A 15,162-nucleotide genomic window follows, 5' to 3' on the forward strand; every position below is an offset into this window, starting at 1 on the left:
GCACTGATTGCTTGCCGTTTTGTTCCCGCTCATGTTCGCGAACGCGAAACCGCGCGAAACGGCGGAAAATGCAGTGAGAATGGGTGATTCCTGAAGCGGCGTGTTGCCCGTCGCCATTACGATGCGATGTACCGCAATGATCATTTTGACGTAAGAAATTCTTATATGTGTCGCATGTGAACGACCAGCACGCTTCCGTAACGAGCACAAACAAACGAACTACTAGCGCACAGTATTTAGCAACTGAACAGTGGCACAGTTCCGCCCGCTGCCGGCCAGGATGCAAACGCGTCCAAGCCGGCGCGGGCGAACAACGAATCGTGCATCGACACCGAAGCAGATCTATCGATTCATCGTGATCGCGCGCCGCCGACACATCGCAACAACGGCGCGCGGCGATCGCGAAGCAAGAAAACAGGATTGACCGAAGGGGGCGGTCGTCGGATGGGTCTACCGAAGACTTTCCTTGGATACAACGGTCATGATGAAAGAACAGTTCGTCATCGCGTGCGCCCTGACGTTCGTGGTCACCAGCATCGCGATGTACGCGATGTACCCGGTCGCCGGGCGGCTCGGTCTGATCGACCGGCCTAACGCGCGCAAACAGCATAAGGGCCACATTCCCGTCATCGGCGGGATCAGCTTCTTTCTCGGCCTGCTCGCCGGCGCCTTCTACCTGGGCCTGGCCGATCGCTTCGCGGTCTGCCTGATCGCCACCTCCAGCCTGATTGTGGTCACCGGCGCGATCGACGACGCAAAAGACCTCAGCGTGCGCGCGCGGCTGCTGATCCAGACCATCGCGGTCGGCCTGATGATCTCCGGCAGCGGCGTGTACCTCAACGACCTGGGCAATCTGTTCGGCACCGGCGCGATCCGCCTGGGCTGGATCGGCGTTCCGGTCACGGTGATCGCGGTGGTCGGCCTGATCAACGCCTTCAACATGCTCGACGGCATCGACGGCCTCGCCGGCAGCATGGCGATGGTCGGCATCGGCGCGATCTTCCTGTTCGACAACGGCGGCGTGTTGTCCAAGGGCGCGCTGCCCTTGATGCTGCTGTTGTTCGTCGCGCTGGTTCCGTACCTGTTCGTCAACCTGGGCGGCATGAACGAGCGCAAGATCTTCATGGGCGACGCCGGCAGCATGCTGATCGGTTACCTGACCGCGTGGAGCCTGATCTACCTGAGCCAGCGCGGCGCGGCGCGTATCGATGCGGCCGAAGCGCTGTGGTGCATCGCCCTGCCGGTGTTCGAGACGCTCACCGTCATGTACCGCCGGGTCAGCAAGGGCCTGTCGCCGTTCAAGCCCGACCGACAGCATCTGCACTACATCCTGCTCGACCACCAGCGTTCGCCCAAGGGCGCGCTGATGACCATCGTCGGCATCGCCTGCGCGCTCACCGCGGTGGGTTACGCGCTGCGCGATCTGCCGGTCGTGGGCGGCCTGCTCGCGTTCTTCTTCGCCATGGCCGTCTATTCCCTCGCGCTGGCCCACGGCGACAAGCTCAAGCGCCTGCGCGGCATGCCGGAAGGACCGGACACGCCGGAACTGGCGTTCGCGCCGGAAGGCTCGGTGCCGCTGAAGACCACGCCGACGCCGGCCACCGCCTATGCGCGCAACAACCTCGCCGGCGAATTCGCCTCGCATCCGCTGTCCACGCCGGCCAACGTGGCGCTGTCGCAGCCTTCGCGCGCGATCAAGACCCTGTGCGTGTTCGGCACCCGCCCGGAGGCGATCAAGATGGCGCCGCTGGCGAAGATGCTGGCGCAGGACCCGCGCTTCGACGCGCGCGTGTGCGTGACCGGCCAGCACCGGCAGATGCTGGACCAGGTGCTGAACCTGTTCGACCTGCAGCCGGACTTCGATCTCAACATCATGAAGCCCAAGCAGGACCTCACCGACGTCACCACCGCGATCCTGACCGGCATGAAGCAGGTGCTGTCCGAGCTCAAGCCCGACGTGGTGCTGGTGCACGGCGATACCTCGACCACCATGGCGACCACGCTGGCCGCGTACTACCAGCAGATTCCGGTGGCGCACGTCGAAGCCGGCCTGCGCACCGGCAACCTGTACTCGCCGTGGCCGGAAGAGGCCAACCGCAAGCTCACCGGCGCGCTGGCGGCGATGCATTTCGCGCCGACCACGCTGTCGAGCCAGAACCTGCTCGACGAAGGCATTCCGACCGAGCGCATCGCCGTCACCGGCAACACCGTGATCGACGCGCTCAAGGAAGTGCTGGTGCGCATCGACCGCACGCCGGCGCTGCGCAACGAAGTCGCCTCGCAATTCAGTTTCCTCGACCCGCAGCGGCGCATCGTGCTGGTCACCGGCCATCGCCGCGAAAGCTTCGGCGGCGGCTTCGAGCGCATCTGCCACGCCTTGCGCGACAGCGCGCTGCGGCATCCGGATGTCGATATCGTCTATCCGATGCACCTCAATCCGCAGGTGCGCGAGCCGGTCAACCGCCTGCTCACCGGCATCACCAACGTCCATCTGATCGAGCCGCTGGATTACCTGCCCTTCGTCTACCTGATGAACAAGGCCTACATCATCCTCACCGATTCGGGCGGCATCCAGGAAGAAGCGCCGTCGCTGGGCAAGCCGGTGCTGGTGATGCGCGACACCACCGAGCGGCCCGAAGCGGTCGCCGCCGGCACGGTCAAGCTGGTCGGCACCGATCGCCAGCTGATCGCCGACGGCATCAGCGAACTGCTCAACAACCGCGCCGCATACGAGGCGATGAGTTTCGCCCACAACCCTTACGGCGACGGCCTGGCCTGTCAGCGCATCGTCGAGGCCCTGGCCAGTTTCAATCGCGAAGACTCGCTGCTCGCCGCTTGAGTTTTCGCGTCGCCGCCACGCCCGCGCCCTTCGGGGTGCGGGCGTAGCGCGTTCACCCCACACCCTTGAGCGCAACACCCTCCCCGCACGGAGGATCACTGGAGTCTTTATGAGTTTCGACACCGTCTCGGTCATCGGCCTGGGTTACATCGGCCTCCCCACCGCCGCCGCTTTCGCCGCCGTGCGCAAGCAGGTCATCGGCATCGACGTGAACCGGAATATCGTCGATACGATCAACCGCGGCGAGATCCACATCGTCGAGCCGGATCTCGACGTGGCGGTGCGCGCGGCGGTCTCGGGCGGTTTCCTGCGCGCCTCGATCCAGCCCGAATCGGCCGACGCCTACCTGATCGCGGTGCCCACGCCGTTCAAGAACGACCATGAGCCGGACCTGCGCTACATCGAAGCGGCGGCCAAGGCGCTGGCGCCGGTGCTGCGCAAGGGCGATCTGGTGGTGCTGGAATCCACCTCGCCGGTCGGCGCGACCGAACAGCTGGCGCAGTGGCTGTCGGAGGCGCGTTCGGACCTGAGCTTTCCGCAGGACGCCGGCGAAGACGCCGACGTCAACGTCGCCCACTGCCCCGAGCGCGTGCTGCCGGGCCATGTGATGCGCGAGCTGATCGAGAACGACCGCGTCATCGGCGGCATGACCCCGCGCTGCTCGGCGCGCGCCTGCGAGCTGTACAAGAGCTTCGTGCGCGGCGAGTGCATCGTCACCAACGCGCGCACCGCCGAGATGTGCAAGCTGACCGAGAACGCGTTCCGCGACGTCAACATCGCCTTCGCCAACGAGCTGTCGATCATCTGCGACAAGCTCGGCATCAACGTGTGGGATCTGGTGCAGCTGGCCAACCGCCATCCGCGCGTCAACATCCTGCAGCCGGGCCCCGGCGTCGGCGGCCACTGCATCGCGGTGGACCCGTGGTTCATCGTCGATAGCGCGCCGGAGCAGGCGCGACTGATCCGCACCGCGCGCGAGGTCAACAACAGCAAGCCGCGCTGGGTGATGGACAAGGTCGATGCCGCCATCGCCGAAGCCAAGGCCGACGGCAAGCAGGACAAGGACCTGACCATCGCCGTGTTCGGCCTGTCGTTCAAGCCCGACATCGACGACCTGCGCGAAAGCCCCGCGCTCGACATCGCCATCGAACTGGCCGCGCGCCACCCGGGCAAGGTACTCGCGGTCGAGCCGCATATCGATGCGTTGCCGGAGAAGCTCAAGTCGCCGAACCTGATCCTGGTGGATTTCCCCACCGCGAGCGCGCAGGCCGACATCGGCCTGCTGCTGGTCGATCACAAGCCGTTCCGGGAGCAGGCCGCGCCGACGCACCTGCGCCTGGTCGATACCAAGGGCATCTGGGTCTGAGCCGCTTGGGCTCGGACGGAACGCCGGCGCCATGATCCGACGACTGATCACCACCGCCAGTCTCTCGGCCGTGAGCGCCATGGCCTCGCGCGGGGCGATCTTCGCCGGCGTGCTGCTGGTCGCCGGTTTGCTGGGGCCGCGGGCGTTCGGCCAGTTCACCCTGATCCAGACCACGGCGCTGTTGTTCACCACGTTCTGCGCGCTCAGCCTGGGGCAGATGGCGACCAAGATCGTCGCCGAAGCCCTGCAGGGTTCGCGCGAGCGCATGGCGGTGGCGTGGTCGGTGTCGTACGGCTCGGCGTTGCTGATCTCGCTGGTGTTCGCGGTGGCGATCGTGGCGCTGTCGCCGCTGGTGGCGCGCTACGTCGGCCACGACCCCGCGCTCACGCCGGTGTACGCCAGCTCCAGCCTGCTGGTGCTGGCGGGCTTTCTCACCGCGATCCAGAACGGCGTCGCCCTGGCCGTGGGCCGGGTCAAGGAACAGGCCTGGGCCAACCTGCTCAGCGCGCCGATCGCCTTCGCGATCATGGTGCTGGCGGCGTTTCAGCGCGATCTGCATTGGGCGATGTACGGCTACATCGCCTCGCAGATGGTGATCGCCGTCGGCCAGGAGCGCAGCCTGCGCCGCTACCGCCGCGAACACGGCCTGAGGTTGTCGCTGCGCGCGACCACGCGCGCGGACTGGTCGGTGCTGTGGCGGCTCGGCCTGCCCTCGTCGCTGGCCGGATTGCTGACCGTGCCGGCGATGTGGCTGGTGATGGTGATGCTCTCGCACACCGCCGACGGCGCCACCGACCTGGGCCATTTCGCCCTCGGCAATCAGGCCCGCTCGATCCTGCTGTTCGGCATCGGCGTGGTCGCCAATGCCGCGCTGCCGATGCTGTCCTCGGCGCTGGCTCAGGGCGATCGCCACGGAGCCTCGACGGTGCTGCGTCATTCAATGGCGCTGCTGCTGGCGATCACCGGCGGCATCGCCGTGCTGGCCGCGCTGGCGGCGCCGCCGTTGATCCGCGCGCTGGCGCCAGCCTATGCCGGCTCGGTGGAACCGCTGCAGTGGCTGCTGGCCTCGGTGGTGGCGACCGCGCCGACCACGATCCTGATGCGCAAGGCCACCGCCGACGGCCGCCCGTCGATCCTGCTCGCCGGCAACGCGGTGTTCTGCGTGGTCCTGCTGGCCACCGCCGCGGTCGCCCTGCATCTGCGCGGCGGCGCGACCGGCCTGGCGTTCGCGTACTTCCTCGCCTCGCTGATGCAGCTACTGACTTTCGCCCTGTTCAACCGAAACGAGCTGCGCTGGAAGGCGCTGGCCCGGAGCAATTCATGAGCGTCGCCCGCCTGTTGAAGAAAACCGTGGTCCTGGGTGCGATTCGCATCGGCTGGCTGATCAAGCCGGGCCTGGTCACGCGTCTGTACACCTGGTACCTGAAGTCGGAGGGCGCGCGCATCGACGGCCTGCCCAACTATCTGTCGGCCAAGATCTGGTTCGACGGCACCGACTACTCGCTGATCACCCTCGGCGAGGGCTGCACGATTTCCAGCAACGTGCGCATCCTGACCCACGACGCGGCGATCAACACCGTCGCGAAGGAACTCGGGCTGTATTTCGATCCGCCGGAAATCCGCGTCAAGCCGGTGTCGATCGGCCGCTACAGCTTCGTCGGCACCGGCTCGATCATCATGCCCGGCTGCGACATCGGCGCGGGCTGCATCATCGGCGCCGGCAGCGTCGTGCGCGGCAAGATTCCGCCGCTGAGCATCGTCGTCGGCAGTCCCGGCCAGGTGGTCGGCTCGGTCAGCGACTACGTCGGCAAGCTGTATCCCGACCGGCTGCGCGCGGGCTGAGGCGCCGGCATGTCCGCCCTGTCCAAGACCTGCTACGTGTTCGCGCGCACTTTGTCGGCGTTCGGCCTGCCCGGCCTGCGCGGGCTGCGCACGCGCGTGTACCGCTGGCATTTCCGCGCCGAACGCATGAGCGTGTCGGACCGGGTGATGGTGGTCGCCGCGCACCGCAGCGAGCACGCCGCGATCGCCTTCGGTCGCGGCGTCGAGCTGGGCGCCGATGCCTACATCGACTACTCCGGCGGAGTACAGGTCGGCGATCACGTCGCCATTTCCGAAAGCGCGAAGATCTTCACGCACAACCACGTCGTGCGCAGCGGCCATGCCGACTGGCATCGCAATCCGATCGAGTTCTCGCCGCTGCGGATCGAGGACTTCGCCTGGGTCGGCGCCGGCGCCATCGTGCTGCCGCGGGTGAAGCGCATCGGCCGCGGCGCCATCGTCGGCGCCGGCGCGGTGCTGGCCGAGGACGTGCCGGATTTCGCCGTGTACGCCGGCAATCCCGCGCGCGAGATCTTCCGTCGCGACATCGACGGCGCGGGCTAGGAGGACGACGGCATGGCGATCCTCTACTTCGTGTTCTTCATCGGCCTGGTGATGCTGGCGTTCACGCGCATCGGCGGCCGGCTCGACCGCTTGTTCGTCAACCCGATCCTGGTCTTCATCCTCACCGTCGCCTTCATCTACGGCTTCATTCCGTGGCTGAAGGATTTGCATCAGGTCCAGACCTACCCGTTCTACTACTCCTTCGACGCCAAACTGGCGGCGCTGATGTTCTCGCTGGTGTTCTGTCTGTCCGGCATCGCCGGTTATGCCTCCGCCGGCGGCCTGAGCCGGCCGGTGCTGCCGCAGGTGCGCAGCCTGACCCGGCGCGAGCGCCGCCGCGTGCTGGTGCTGGTCGGGATTCCGGCGATGTGCGCGGTGATCTACCTGGCGCGCACGGTGGCCAGCTACGACCTGGCCGACTACATGAAGGACCGCATCATGATCCGCCGCGGCATGGGCCCGGCGGTGGTGCTGGCGTTCGCGGCGATCTGCTACTGCGCGATCCTGGTCACCAACTACCTCGCCTCGCGCCGCACCGACGGCCCGCCGCTGGCGCGCTGGCGATTGCTGCCGATCGGCGGCGTGGTGCTGGTGGTGGCGGTGGCGTTCGTGGCGATGGGCAACCGCAACTTCGTCTTCATCCTGATCGCGATCCTGCTGCTGGCCTCGCTGTCGATCTACCGCGGCGAAATCGGCCGCGCGCTGATGCTGCTGCCGCTGCTGCTGATCATCGCCCTGGGCCTTTCGGCCTGGGCCAAGGTGCGCACCACGCTCGACAGCGCCGACAGCTCCAGCCTCACCAGCGAAGGCCCGGTGCAGTTGCTGGTGTACGGCCTCAATGGCGCCTTCGGCAATGCCGAGAACCTGACCTGGCTTGCGCAGAACGATTCGCGCTGGGACTTCGTCTACGGCGAGACCGTGTTCGCCGCCGCGGTCAATCCGATCCCGCGCGCGCTGTGGCCGGACAAGCCCTTCGGCGGCGGCCCGGCGCTGCGCAACATGATCTATCCGGGCAGCTACACCCTGGAAGGCGAAAAACTCACCTCCTACACCACCGGCCTGCCGACCGAGGGCTACATGAACTTCGGCCTGTTGGGACTGATCGCGTTCGGCGCGGTCAACGGCGCCTGCCTGGCCGGCATCCGCAAGGTCTATGCGCGCCGGCGCGTGGTCACGCCGGTCGGCGTGGTGATCTACAGCTTCTCGATCTTCATGTTCTCTTCCGGATTTCTCTACATGGAACTGCTCGGCGGCTGGAGCCGTTATTTCATCACCCTGCTGTTGCTGTACGCCGTCACCTGGGTCGGCAACCGCCCCATCCGCATGCGCGGAGCCATGGCATGAACGCGATCATCCTGGGACAAGGCAATCCCTATCTGAAGAATCCGTACCTGAGCAAGTTGTCGAAGGTGCTCGACAGCGCGCGCATTCCGTACGAATTCTGGATCTGGAGCCGCGACAAGCAAAACGCCGACCTGCCCAAGGTCAAGGTGCTGCTGAGCTTCGGCTCGTGGGGCGGCGGCGCGGTCAACGCGCTGGGCTACGCGCTGTGGATGGCGTGGCTGACCGTGCGCGTGTTCTTCCAGCCGCGCGCCGGTGTGTACTTCTGCTCGCGCCTGGACGCGGCGCTGCCGTGCGCCATCGTCGCCTCGCTGCGGCGCTGCCGGTTCGTGTTCCTGGATCGCGACAAGCTGTCCAAGAGCTACGCCTGGCCGGCGCCGGTCAAGCGCGCGATCGAGGCGATCGAACGCTTCATCGGCCGCAAAGCTTCGCTGCACGTGGTCCCGGGCGCCTCGCGCGCCGACGGCAACGACGGCGACAACGTGCGGATCGTGCGCAACACGCCGCACAGCGACGTGATCACCCGCGCTCGCCAGATGGCGGCGGCGCGGCCGTATCGCGACGGCCGCCTGCGGGTGCTCGTCAGCGGCCTGATCTCGCCCGAGCGCGGCGCGCGGATGATGCGCGAAGCGATGGAAGCCACCGCCGGCCGCATCGAATTCGTCGGCGCCGGGCGCCTGCTCGGCGAGGACGCGCAGAGTCTGGCCCAGCAGATGGGTTCGAACTACCGCGGCATCGTCAGCAACGAAGACGCGCTGGCGATGCTGCTCAGCGCCGACGTGGTGCTGGCGTTCTACGATCCGGCGCTGGAGATCAACCGCCTGGCCGAGCCGAACAAATGGTTCGACTGCGCCGCGCTGGAAATTCCGTTCTTCACCAATCCCGGCCTGTCCACCTCCGCCCCGTTCGAACAGGCCCATGCCTGCTTTATGGTCGAGTACGGCGACGGCGCGCGACTGGCGCAAGACCTGCTGCGCATCGACGCCGACCGCTCACTGCTGGATCAGCGCCGCGAGGGCCTGCGGCAACTTCGCTACGAGGCCTGGGACACGGCGATGGCGCGCGTGGTCGCCGAATGCGCGCAGCTGCCGCCATGAACCTCGCAACCCATCACACCGCAACACGCTCCGCGCTCCGTGCCTGAGCTCCCCTCCCCCGCATTCAACGCATCGGAACCGCCATGCAACAAGTCCTGCAAAACCTGCGCGACGGCAGCACTGAAGTCGCCGACGTCCCCGCTCCCGCGCTGCGCCGCGGGCATCTGCTGATCCGCAGCCACGTCACCCTGGTTTCGGCCGGCACCGAGCGCATGCTGGTCGAGTTCGGCAAGGCCAACATGCTGCAGAAGGCGCGCCAGCAACCGGACAAGGTGCGCATGGTGCTGGAGAAGATCCGCACCGACGGTCTGGCGCCGACGCTCGACGCGGTGCGCAGCAAGCTCGATCAACCGCTGGCGCTGGGCTATTGCAACGTCGGCACGGTGATCGGCATCGGCCCGGGCGTGACCGGGTTCGAGCTAGGCGATCGCGTCGCCTCCAACGGCAAGCACGCCGAAGTGGTCGCGGTGCCGGTCAATCTGTGCGCGAAGATTCCGGACGAAGTGGACGACGAGTCCGCCGCGTTCACCGTGCTCAGCGCGATCGCGCTGCAGGGCATCCGTCTGGTCCAGCCCACCCTCGGCGAAACCGTGGTGGTCACCGGCCTGGGCCTGATCGGCCTGATCACCGTGCAACTGCTGCGCGCGCACGGCTGCCGCGTGCTCGGCATCGACTTCGATCCGGCCAAGCTCGCGCTGGCGCGCAGCTACGGCGCGCAGACCGTCGATCTGTCCAAGGGCGAGGACCCGCTCGCCGCCGCGCAGACGTTCTCGCGCGGACGCGGCGTCGATGCGGTGCTGATCACCGCCTCGACCAAGAGCAACGAGCCGGTCTCGCAGGCCGCGCACATGTGCCGCAAGCGCGGCCGCATCGTCCTGGTCGGCGTCACCGGCCTGGAACTGTCGCGCGCGGATTTCTACGAAAAAGAACTGTCGTTCCAGGTGTCGTGCTCGTACGGCCCGGGCCGGTACGACGCCTCCTACGAAGAACGCGGCAACGATTATCCGGTCGCCTTCGTGCGCTGGACCGAGCAACGCAACTTCGAAGCGGTGCTGGACATGATGGCCAGCCGCGCGGTCGACGCCAGCGCGCTGGTCAGCCATCGCTACGGCATCGCCGATGCCGAACAGGCCTACGGCGTGCTCGGCGGCGGCGAACCTTCACTGGGCATCATGCTCGACTATCGCCGCGGCGAAGAAATGCCCGACGACCTGATCCGGCGCAAGGTGCCGCTGCCGGCCAAGCCGGCGGTGCGCGAAGTCGCCGGCGATACCGACGGCGCCGGCGTGGCCTTCATCGGCGCCGGCAACTACGCCGGCCGCGTGCTGATCCCGGCCTTCGTCAAGTCCGGCGCCAAGCTGCACACGGTAGTGACCAACAACGGCGTCGGCAGCGTCCACTTCGGCAAGAAGTACGGTTTCCGCAACGCCAGCACCGACACCGACGCGCTGCTGCGCGACGCCAGCGTCGGCTCGGTGGTGATCGCGACCCAGCACGGCAGCCACGCCGAGCTGACCTTCAAGTCCTTGCGCCGCGGCAAGCACGTGTTCGTCGAAAAGCCGCTGTGCCTGACCTTGGAAGAACTGCAGACCATCGAGAAGGCGCACGGCGAGCAATCGGTCTACGGCACCCCGCCGGTGCTGATGGTCGGCTTCAACCGCCGCTTCGCCCCGCAGGTGAAGAAGATGCACCAACTGCTGGCCGGCGTGCGCGAACCCAAATCGTTCGTGATGACGGTCAACGCCGGCGCGATTCCGGCCGATCACTGGACCCAGGACCCGCAACTCGGCGGCGGCCGCCTGATCGGCGAGGCCTGCCACTTCGTCGATCTGCTGCGCTTCCTCGCCGGCTCGCCGATCGTCAGCCATCAACTCACCGCGGTCGGCGACGCCAGCGGCATCCGCAGCGACCGGGTCAGCTTCACCCTGAGTTTCGCCGACGGTTCCTTCGGCACCGTGCATTACCTCGCCAACGGCCATAAGAGCTTCCCGAAGGAACGCCTGGAAGTGTTCACCGCCGGCCGCGTGCTGGCGCTGGACAACTTCCGCAAGCTGCGCGGTTACGGCTGGCCGGGTTTCAGCAAAATGAATCTGTGGAGCCAGGACAAGGGCCAGGCCGCCTGCGCCGCGGCCTTCATGCAGGCGGTGCAAGGCAAGTCGCCGCCGCCGATCCCGCCGGAAGAAATCTTCGAGGTGGCGCGGGTCACCATCGAACTGGATGCGTCGGTCTGAATCGCATGAACGTTCTCACGCCCGCTTGCAGGTGCGCCGCATGAGCATCGCTTCGCGATTGCCGCGCATGTGGCACACCGTGCGTTATCTGCGCCCGGTGCAGATCTACGGCCGCGCCTGGCATCGGCTGCACCGGCCGCGCATCGAGCACGCGCCGGCGCCGGCGCCGGCCGCCACCGACGTGCGCTGGGCGGCCTGCGCGCGCAAACCCTCGATGCTGGGCGCGAACCGCTTCCGCTTCTTGAACGACGAGCGCGAGCTGGCCGGCAACGACTGGAACAGCACCACGCTGCCCAAGCTGTGGCTGTACAACCTGCACTACTTCGACGACCTCAACGCCGACGGCGCGCCGTCGCGCAGCCATTGGCACCGCGAGCTGATCGCGCGCTGGATCGCCGACAATCCGCCGGCCGGCGGCAACGGCTGGGAGCCGTACTGCCTGTCGCTGCGCATCGTCAACTGGATCAAATGGCGCTGCGCCGGACAGGCTTTCGGCGATGCCGCCCGCGAGCGCTCGGCGCTGAACAGTCTGGCCACGCAGGTGCGTTTCCTGCGCCGCCGGCTCGAACGCCATCTGCTCGGCAATCACCTGTGGGCCAACTACAAGGCGCTACTGTTCGCCGGCGCGTTCTTCCAGGGCGCCGAAGCCGAGCGCTGGCGCGCGGAAGGCTTGCACGGACTGCGCCGCGAGATCGACGAGCAGATCCTCGCCGACGGCGGCCACTTCGAACGCAGCCCGATGTACCACGCGATCCTGCTCGAAGACCTGCTCGACATGGTTCAGCTCGCGCGCCTGTTCCCCGAAGCCGTGCCGCACACCGACGTGGCGCTGTGGCGCGACAAGGCCGCCGCGATGCTGCGCTGGCTGAGCGTGATGACCCATCCCGACGGCGGCATCGCCTTCTTCAACGACGCCGCGCTCGGCATCGCGGCGAATCTCGCGCAGCTGTCCGCCTACGCGCTCGCGCTCGGCATCGAAGCGCCGGCGCCGTCCGACGAAGCCCTGCAGCTGCTGCCGGATTCGGGTTACGCGCGCCTGCAATGCGGCGACGCGGTGTTGATCGCCGACGTCGGCGACATCGGCCCGGATTATCTGCCTGGCCACGCCCATGCCGACACCCTGAGTTTCGAGCTGTCGCTGCGCGGACGCCGGGTGCTGGTCAACGCCGGCACCTCGCGCTACGACATCGGCGCCGAGCGGCTGTGGCAGCGCGGCACGTCCGCGCACAACACCATCGAGATCGACGGCCAGAATTCCTCCGAGGTGTGGAGCAGCTTCCGCGTCGCCCGCCGTGCGCGCGCGTCGGCGGTCGAACACGGCCACTTCGGCGAAGGCGCCTGGCTCGCCGCGTCACACGACGGCTATCGGCGTCTGAAGGGCCGCCCGGTGCACCATCGCCGCTGGGTGCTGCAACCCGGCGCGCTGCGCATCGAGGATCGCATCGATGGCGGGTTCGACCGCGCCGTCGCGCGTTACCGCGTGCATCCGGACATCCGCATCGAAGATCACGCCCTGCACCTGGATGCGAACTTCGGCCTGCGCTGGCGCATGGAGCCTGCGACCGAACGCACCGCGGCCAGCACGTATCACCCCGAATTCGGCCTCGGCCGCGCCTGCCGGGTCATCGAGGCGACGCTGGACCCGGCCGTCGGCAACGCGGTCGCCTTGTTCCTCTGGGATTGTTGAACTCTCATGCGCATTCTTTTTCTTTCGGACAATTTCCCGCCCGAGGGCAACGCACCGGCCACGCGCACCTATGAGCACGCGGTGCGCTGGGTGCGCGCCGGGCACGAGGTGACCGTGATCACCTGCGCGCCGAACTTCCCCGAAGGCAAGTTGTTCGACGGTTACCGCAACGATTGGCGCAGTGTGGAAACCATCGACGGCATCCGCGTGGTGCGGGTCAAGACCTACATCACCGCCAACGAAGGTTTCGTCAAGCGCACCCTGGATTATCTGAGCTTCATGGCCGCGTCCACCGTCGCCGGCCTGTTCGAGCGCCGCCACGACGTGGTGGTGGCGACCTCGCCGCAATTCTTCTGCGCGCTCGGCGGCTGGATGCTGGCGCGGCTCAAGCGCCGGCCGTTCGTGTTCGAACTGCGCGACCTGTGGCCGGCCTCGATCACCGCGGTCGGGGCGATGAAGCGCAGCCTGGCGATCCGCGTGCTGGAACGGCTGGAGATGTTCCTGTACCGCAGCGCCGACGCCATCATCCCGGTCACGCAGTCGTTCCGCGAGGAGCTGATCCATCGCGGCATCGACGCCGGCAAGATCCACGTCGTGCTCAACGGCGTGGACCTGCAGCGCTACGTGCCGTACGCGCGCGATGCGGCGATGGCGCAGCAATACGATCTGGACGGGCGCTTCGTGGTCGGCTACCTGGGCACCCACGGCATGGCGCACGGGCTGGAAACGGTGGTCGATGCCGCGGAAAAACTCCGCCACGATCCGCGCATCGTGTTCTTCTTCGCCGGCAGCGGCGCCGAGCGCGCGCGGGTCGAGCAACTGGTGGCCGAGCGGCAACTGGCGAACGTGCGCATGATTCCGCGCCAGCCCAAGGAGATGATGCCCAAGCTGTGGGGGCTGTGCGACATTTCGCTGATTCCGCTGCGCGACAACCCGGTGTTCGGCGGCGTGATTCCGTCCAAGCTGTTCGAAGGCATGGGCATGGGCATTCCGGCGTTGATGTCGCTGCCGCGCGGCGAAGCCACGCGCATCGTCGAAAGCACCGGCTGCGGGCTGTGCGTCGCGCCGGAGAATGCGCAGGCCATGGCCGATGCGATCGCGCAATTGGCCGGCGATCCCGAACGCATGCAGCGCCTGCGCGCGGCCAGCGTCGCCGCCGCGCCGGCGTATTCGCGCGATCGCCAGGCCGGACTGATGAGCGACGCGCTGCTGCGCCTGCTCGACGACGACACCCGCGGCATGTTGCCGACTTCGAAAGGCTCGTAACGATGGACGCTGTCGCCGCCGCGCTGGGTTGGATGATCGAACCCTTGCATCTGTCGCTGCTCGCGGCCGGGTTCGCGGTGGTGGCCTGGCTGGCCCGCTGGCGCCGCAGCGGCGTCACGTTGTTCCTGGCCGGCGCGGTGTGGTCGCTGCTGTGGTCGATGCCGGCCGCGGCCGACGCCCTGCGCGATTCGCTGCAACGCGCTTACCTGGGCCAATCCGCCGAAGGCATGCCGACGGCCGACGCCATCGTCGTGCTCGGCGGCGATATCGGCCGCCTCGACCGTTTCGACAGCGGCGACGCGCAGTCGCCGGAGTTGGCCGACAACCGCGTCGCCGCCGCCGCGCGCGCATGGCATGCCCAGCGCGCACCGACGATCCTGCTCAGCGGTGCCCCCAACGGTACCAGCCGCGGCATCAGCGAAGCGCGGCTCATGGCCGAAGCCTTGAACAAACTCGGCGTGCCCGAGACGGCGATGATCCAGGACGACAGTAGTAGCGACACCCGCCAGAACGCCGAACACGCCGCGCGCATCGGGCGCGAACGCGGTTGGCAGCGGGTGATCCTGGTGACCTCGGCGATGCACATGCCGCGCGCGCTGCGCTGGTTCAATCATCAACGCCTGCCGGCGCTGCCGCTGGCGCCGGCCGAAGCGCCGCCGCTGCTGAGCGCGGCCACGCCCTGGCAACCGTCGATGCGCGCCTTGCGCTACAGCGCGCGCGGGCTGCGCGAGTACGCGGGGCTGCTGGTGGCGATGGTGGTCTGAGTCGCCGCGCGAATCGGGCGAAGACGCACCCGCAACGAAAACGGCGCCCCGAAAGGCGCCGTTTTCTTATCGAAGGGTTTAGCGAACACCGAAGGCGATTCGCGAAACCGACCGCACCGCGCTTACTCGACCGTAACCGCCTTGGCCAGATTGCGCGGCTTATCCACATCGGTCCCGCGCGCCAGC

At 67.5% G+C, this 15,162-nt stretch carries 11 protein-coding genes; all 11 read left to right on the forward strand.

From position 1 onward, the window contains the following. The first annotated feature begins 481 nt into the window (after window positions 1–481). The 11 genes from wecB (at window position 482) to J7J50_RS21270 (ending at window position 14,976) form a co-directional block, all read left to right on the forward strand. Window positions 482–2,839 (forward strand): UDP-N-acetylglucosamine 2-epimerase (non-hydrolyzing), encoded by a 2,358-nt coding sequence (gene wecB, locus J7J50_RS25315; protein ID WP_215061137.1) that lies wholly within the window; start codon window positions 482–484, stop codon window positions 2,837–2,839. A 109-nt stretch (window positions 2,840–2,948) separates the two neighbouring features. Continuing rightward, window positions 2,949–4,205 carry a UDP-N-acetyl-D-mannosamine dehydrogenase gene (gene wecC, locus J7J50_RS21225; RefSeq protein WP_215061139.1) on the forward strand — a complete coding sequence of 419 codons (1,257 nt, stop codon included), beginning with the start codon at window positions 2,949–2,951 and terminating at the stop codon, window positions 4,203–4,205. A 31-nt stretch (window positions 4,206–4,236) separates the two neighbouring features. Then, on the forward strand, window positions 4,237–5,529 hold the full coding sequence (locus J7J50_RS21230; RefSeq protein ID WP_215061147.1) for an oligosaccharide flippase family protein: 1,293 nt from the start codon (window positions 4,237–4,239) through the stop codon (window positions 5,527–5,529). After that, entirely contained in the window at window positions 5,526–6,047 is a 522-nt protein-coding gene (locus tag J7J50_RS25175) for an acyltransferase (RefSeq protein ID WP_215061149.1), read from the forward strand. The genes J7J50_RS21230 and J7J50_RS25175 overlap by 4 nt, the downstream gene beginning before the upstream one ends. A 9-nt stretch (window positions 6,048–6,056) precedes the next feature. Then, entirely contained in the window at window positions 6,057–6,590 is a 534-nt protein-coding gene (locus tag J7J50_RS21240; protein WP_215061151.1) for an acyltransferase, read from the forward strand. Window positions 6,591–6,602: 12 nt separating this feature from the next. After that, window positions 6,603–7,934 carry an oligosaccharide repeat unit polymerase gene (locus J7J50_RS21245; RefSeq protein ID WP_215061153.1) on the forward strand — a complete coding sequence of 444 codons (1,332 nt, stop codon included), beginning with the start codon at window positions 6,603–6,605 and terminating at the stop codon, window positions 7,932–7,934. Then, window positions 7,931–9,028 (forward strand): hypothetical protein, encoded by a 1,098-nt coding sequence (locus J7J50_RS21250; protein ID WP_215061155.1) that lies wholly within the window; start codon window positions 7,931–7,933, stop codon window positions 9,026–9,028. The genes J7J50_RS21245 and J7J50_RS21250 overlap by 4 nt, the downstream gene beginning before the upstream one ends. Window positions 9,029–9,111: 83 nt before the next feature. Next, on the forward strand, window positions 9,112–11,259 hold the full coding sequence (locus J7J50_RS21255; RefSeq protein WP_215061157.1) for a bi-domain-containing oxidoreductase: 2,148 nt from the start codon (window positions 9,112–9,114) through the stop codon (window positions 11,257–11,259). 40 nt (window positions 11,260–11,299) lie between these two features. After that, window positions 11,300–12,946: a heparinase II/III family protein gene (locus J7J50_RS21260; protein WP_215061158.1), complete on the forward strand. Its 1,647-nt coding sequence runs from the start codon at window positions 11,300–11,302 to the stop codon at window positions 12,944–12,946. Window positions 12,947–12,952: 6 nt separating this feature from the next. Further along, the gene (locus tag J7J50_RS21265; protein ID WP_215061160.1) at window positions 12,953–14,212 is read left to right on the forward strand and encodes a glycosyltransferase family 4 protein; all 1,260 of its coding nucleotides are present in this window, start codon (window positions 12,953–12,955) and stop codon (window positions 14,210–14,212) included. A 2-nt stretch (window positions 14,213–14,214) separates the two neighbouring features. Beyond that, window positions 14,215–14,976, forward strand: a complete 762-nt coding sequence (locus J7J50_RS21270) for a YdcF family protein (RefSeq protein ID WP_215061162.1) — start codon at window positions 14,215–14,217, stop codon at window positions 14,974–14,976. Window positions 14,977–15,162 lie beyond the last annotated feature (186 nt).

Source organism: Lysobacter sp. ISL-50 (genome assembly GCF_018612875.1).
Classification (GTDB): domain Bacteria; phylum Pseudomonadota; class Gammaproteobacteria; order Xanthomonadales; family Xanthomonadaceae; genus Lysobacter.

Bases quoted from the DNA above. Each gene is read 5' to 3' on its own strand.
- J7J50_RS21260 (WP_215061158.1), top strand. From the start codon at position 11,300: ATGAGCATCGCTTCGCGATTGCCGCGCATGTGGCACACCGTGCGTTAT.
- J7J50_RS25175 (WP_215061149.1), top strand. From the start codon at position 5,526: ATGAGCGTCGCCCGCCTGTTGAAGAAAACCGTGGTCCTGGGTGCGATT.
- J7J50_RS21240 (WP_215061151.1), top strand. From the start codon at position 6,057: ATGTCCGCCCTGTCCAAGACCTGCTACGTGTTCGCGCGCACTTTGTCG.
- J7J50_RS21245 (WP_215061153.1), top strand. From the start codon at position 6,603: ATGGCGATCCTCTACTTCGTGTTCTTCATCGGCCTGGTGATGCTGGCG.
- wecC (WP_215061139.1), top strand. From the start codon at position 2,949: ATGAGTTTCGACACCGTCTCGGTCATCGGCCTGGGTTACATCGGCCTC.
- wecB (WP_215061137.1), top strand. From the start codon at position 482: ATGATGAAAGAACAGTTCGTCATCGCGTGCGCCCTGACGTTCGTGGTC.
- J7J50_RS21230 (WP_215061147.1), top strand. From the start codon at position 4,237: ATGATCCGACGACTGATCACCACCGCCAGTCTCTCGGCCGTGAGCGCC.
- J7J50_RS21250 (WP_215061155.1), top strand. From the start codon at position 7,931: ATGAACGCGATCATCCTGGGACAAGGCAATCCCTATCTGAAGAATCCG.
- J7J50_RS21265 (WP_215061160.1), top strand. From the start codon at position 12,953: ATGCGCATTCTTTTTCTTTCGGACAATTTCCCGCCCGAGGGCAACGCA.
- J7J50_RS21270 (WP_215061162.1), top strand. From the start codon at position 14,215: ATGGACGCTGTCGCCGCCGCGCTGGGTTGGATGATCGAACCCTTGCAT.
- J7J50_RS21255 (WP_215061157.1), top strand. From the start codon at position 9,112: ATGCAACAAGTCCTGCAAAACCTGCGCGACGGCAGCACTGAAGTCGCC.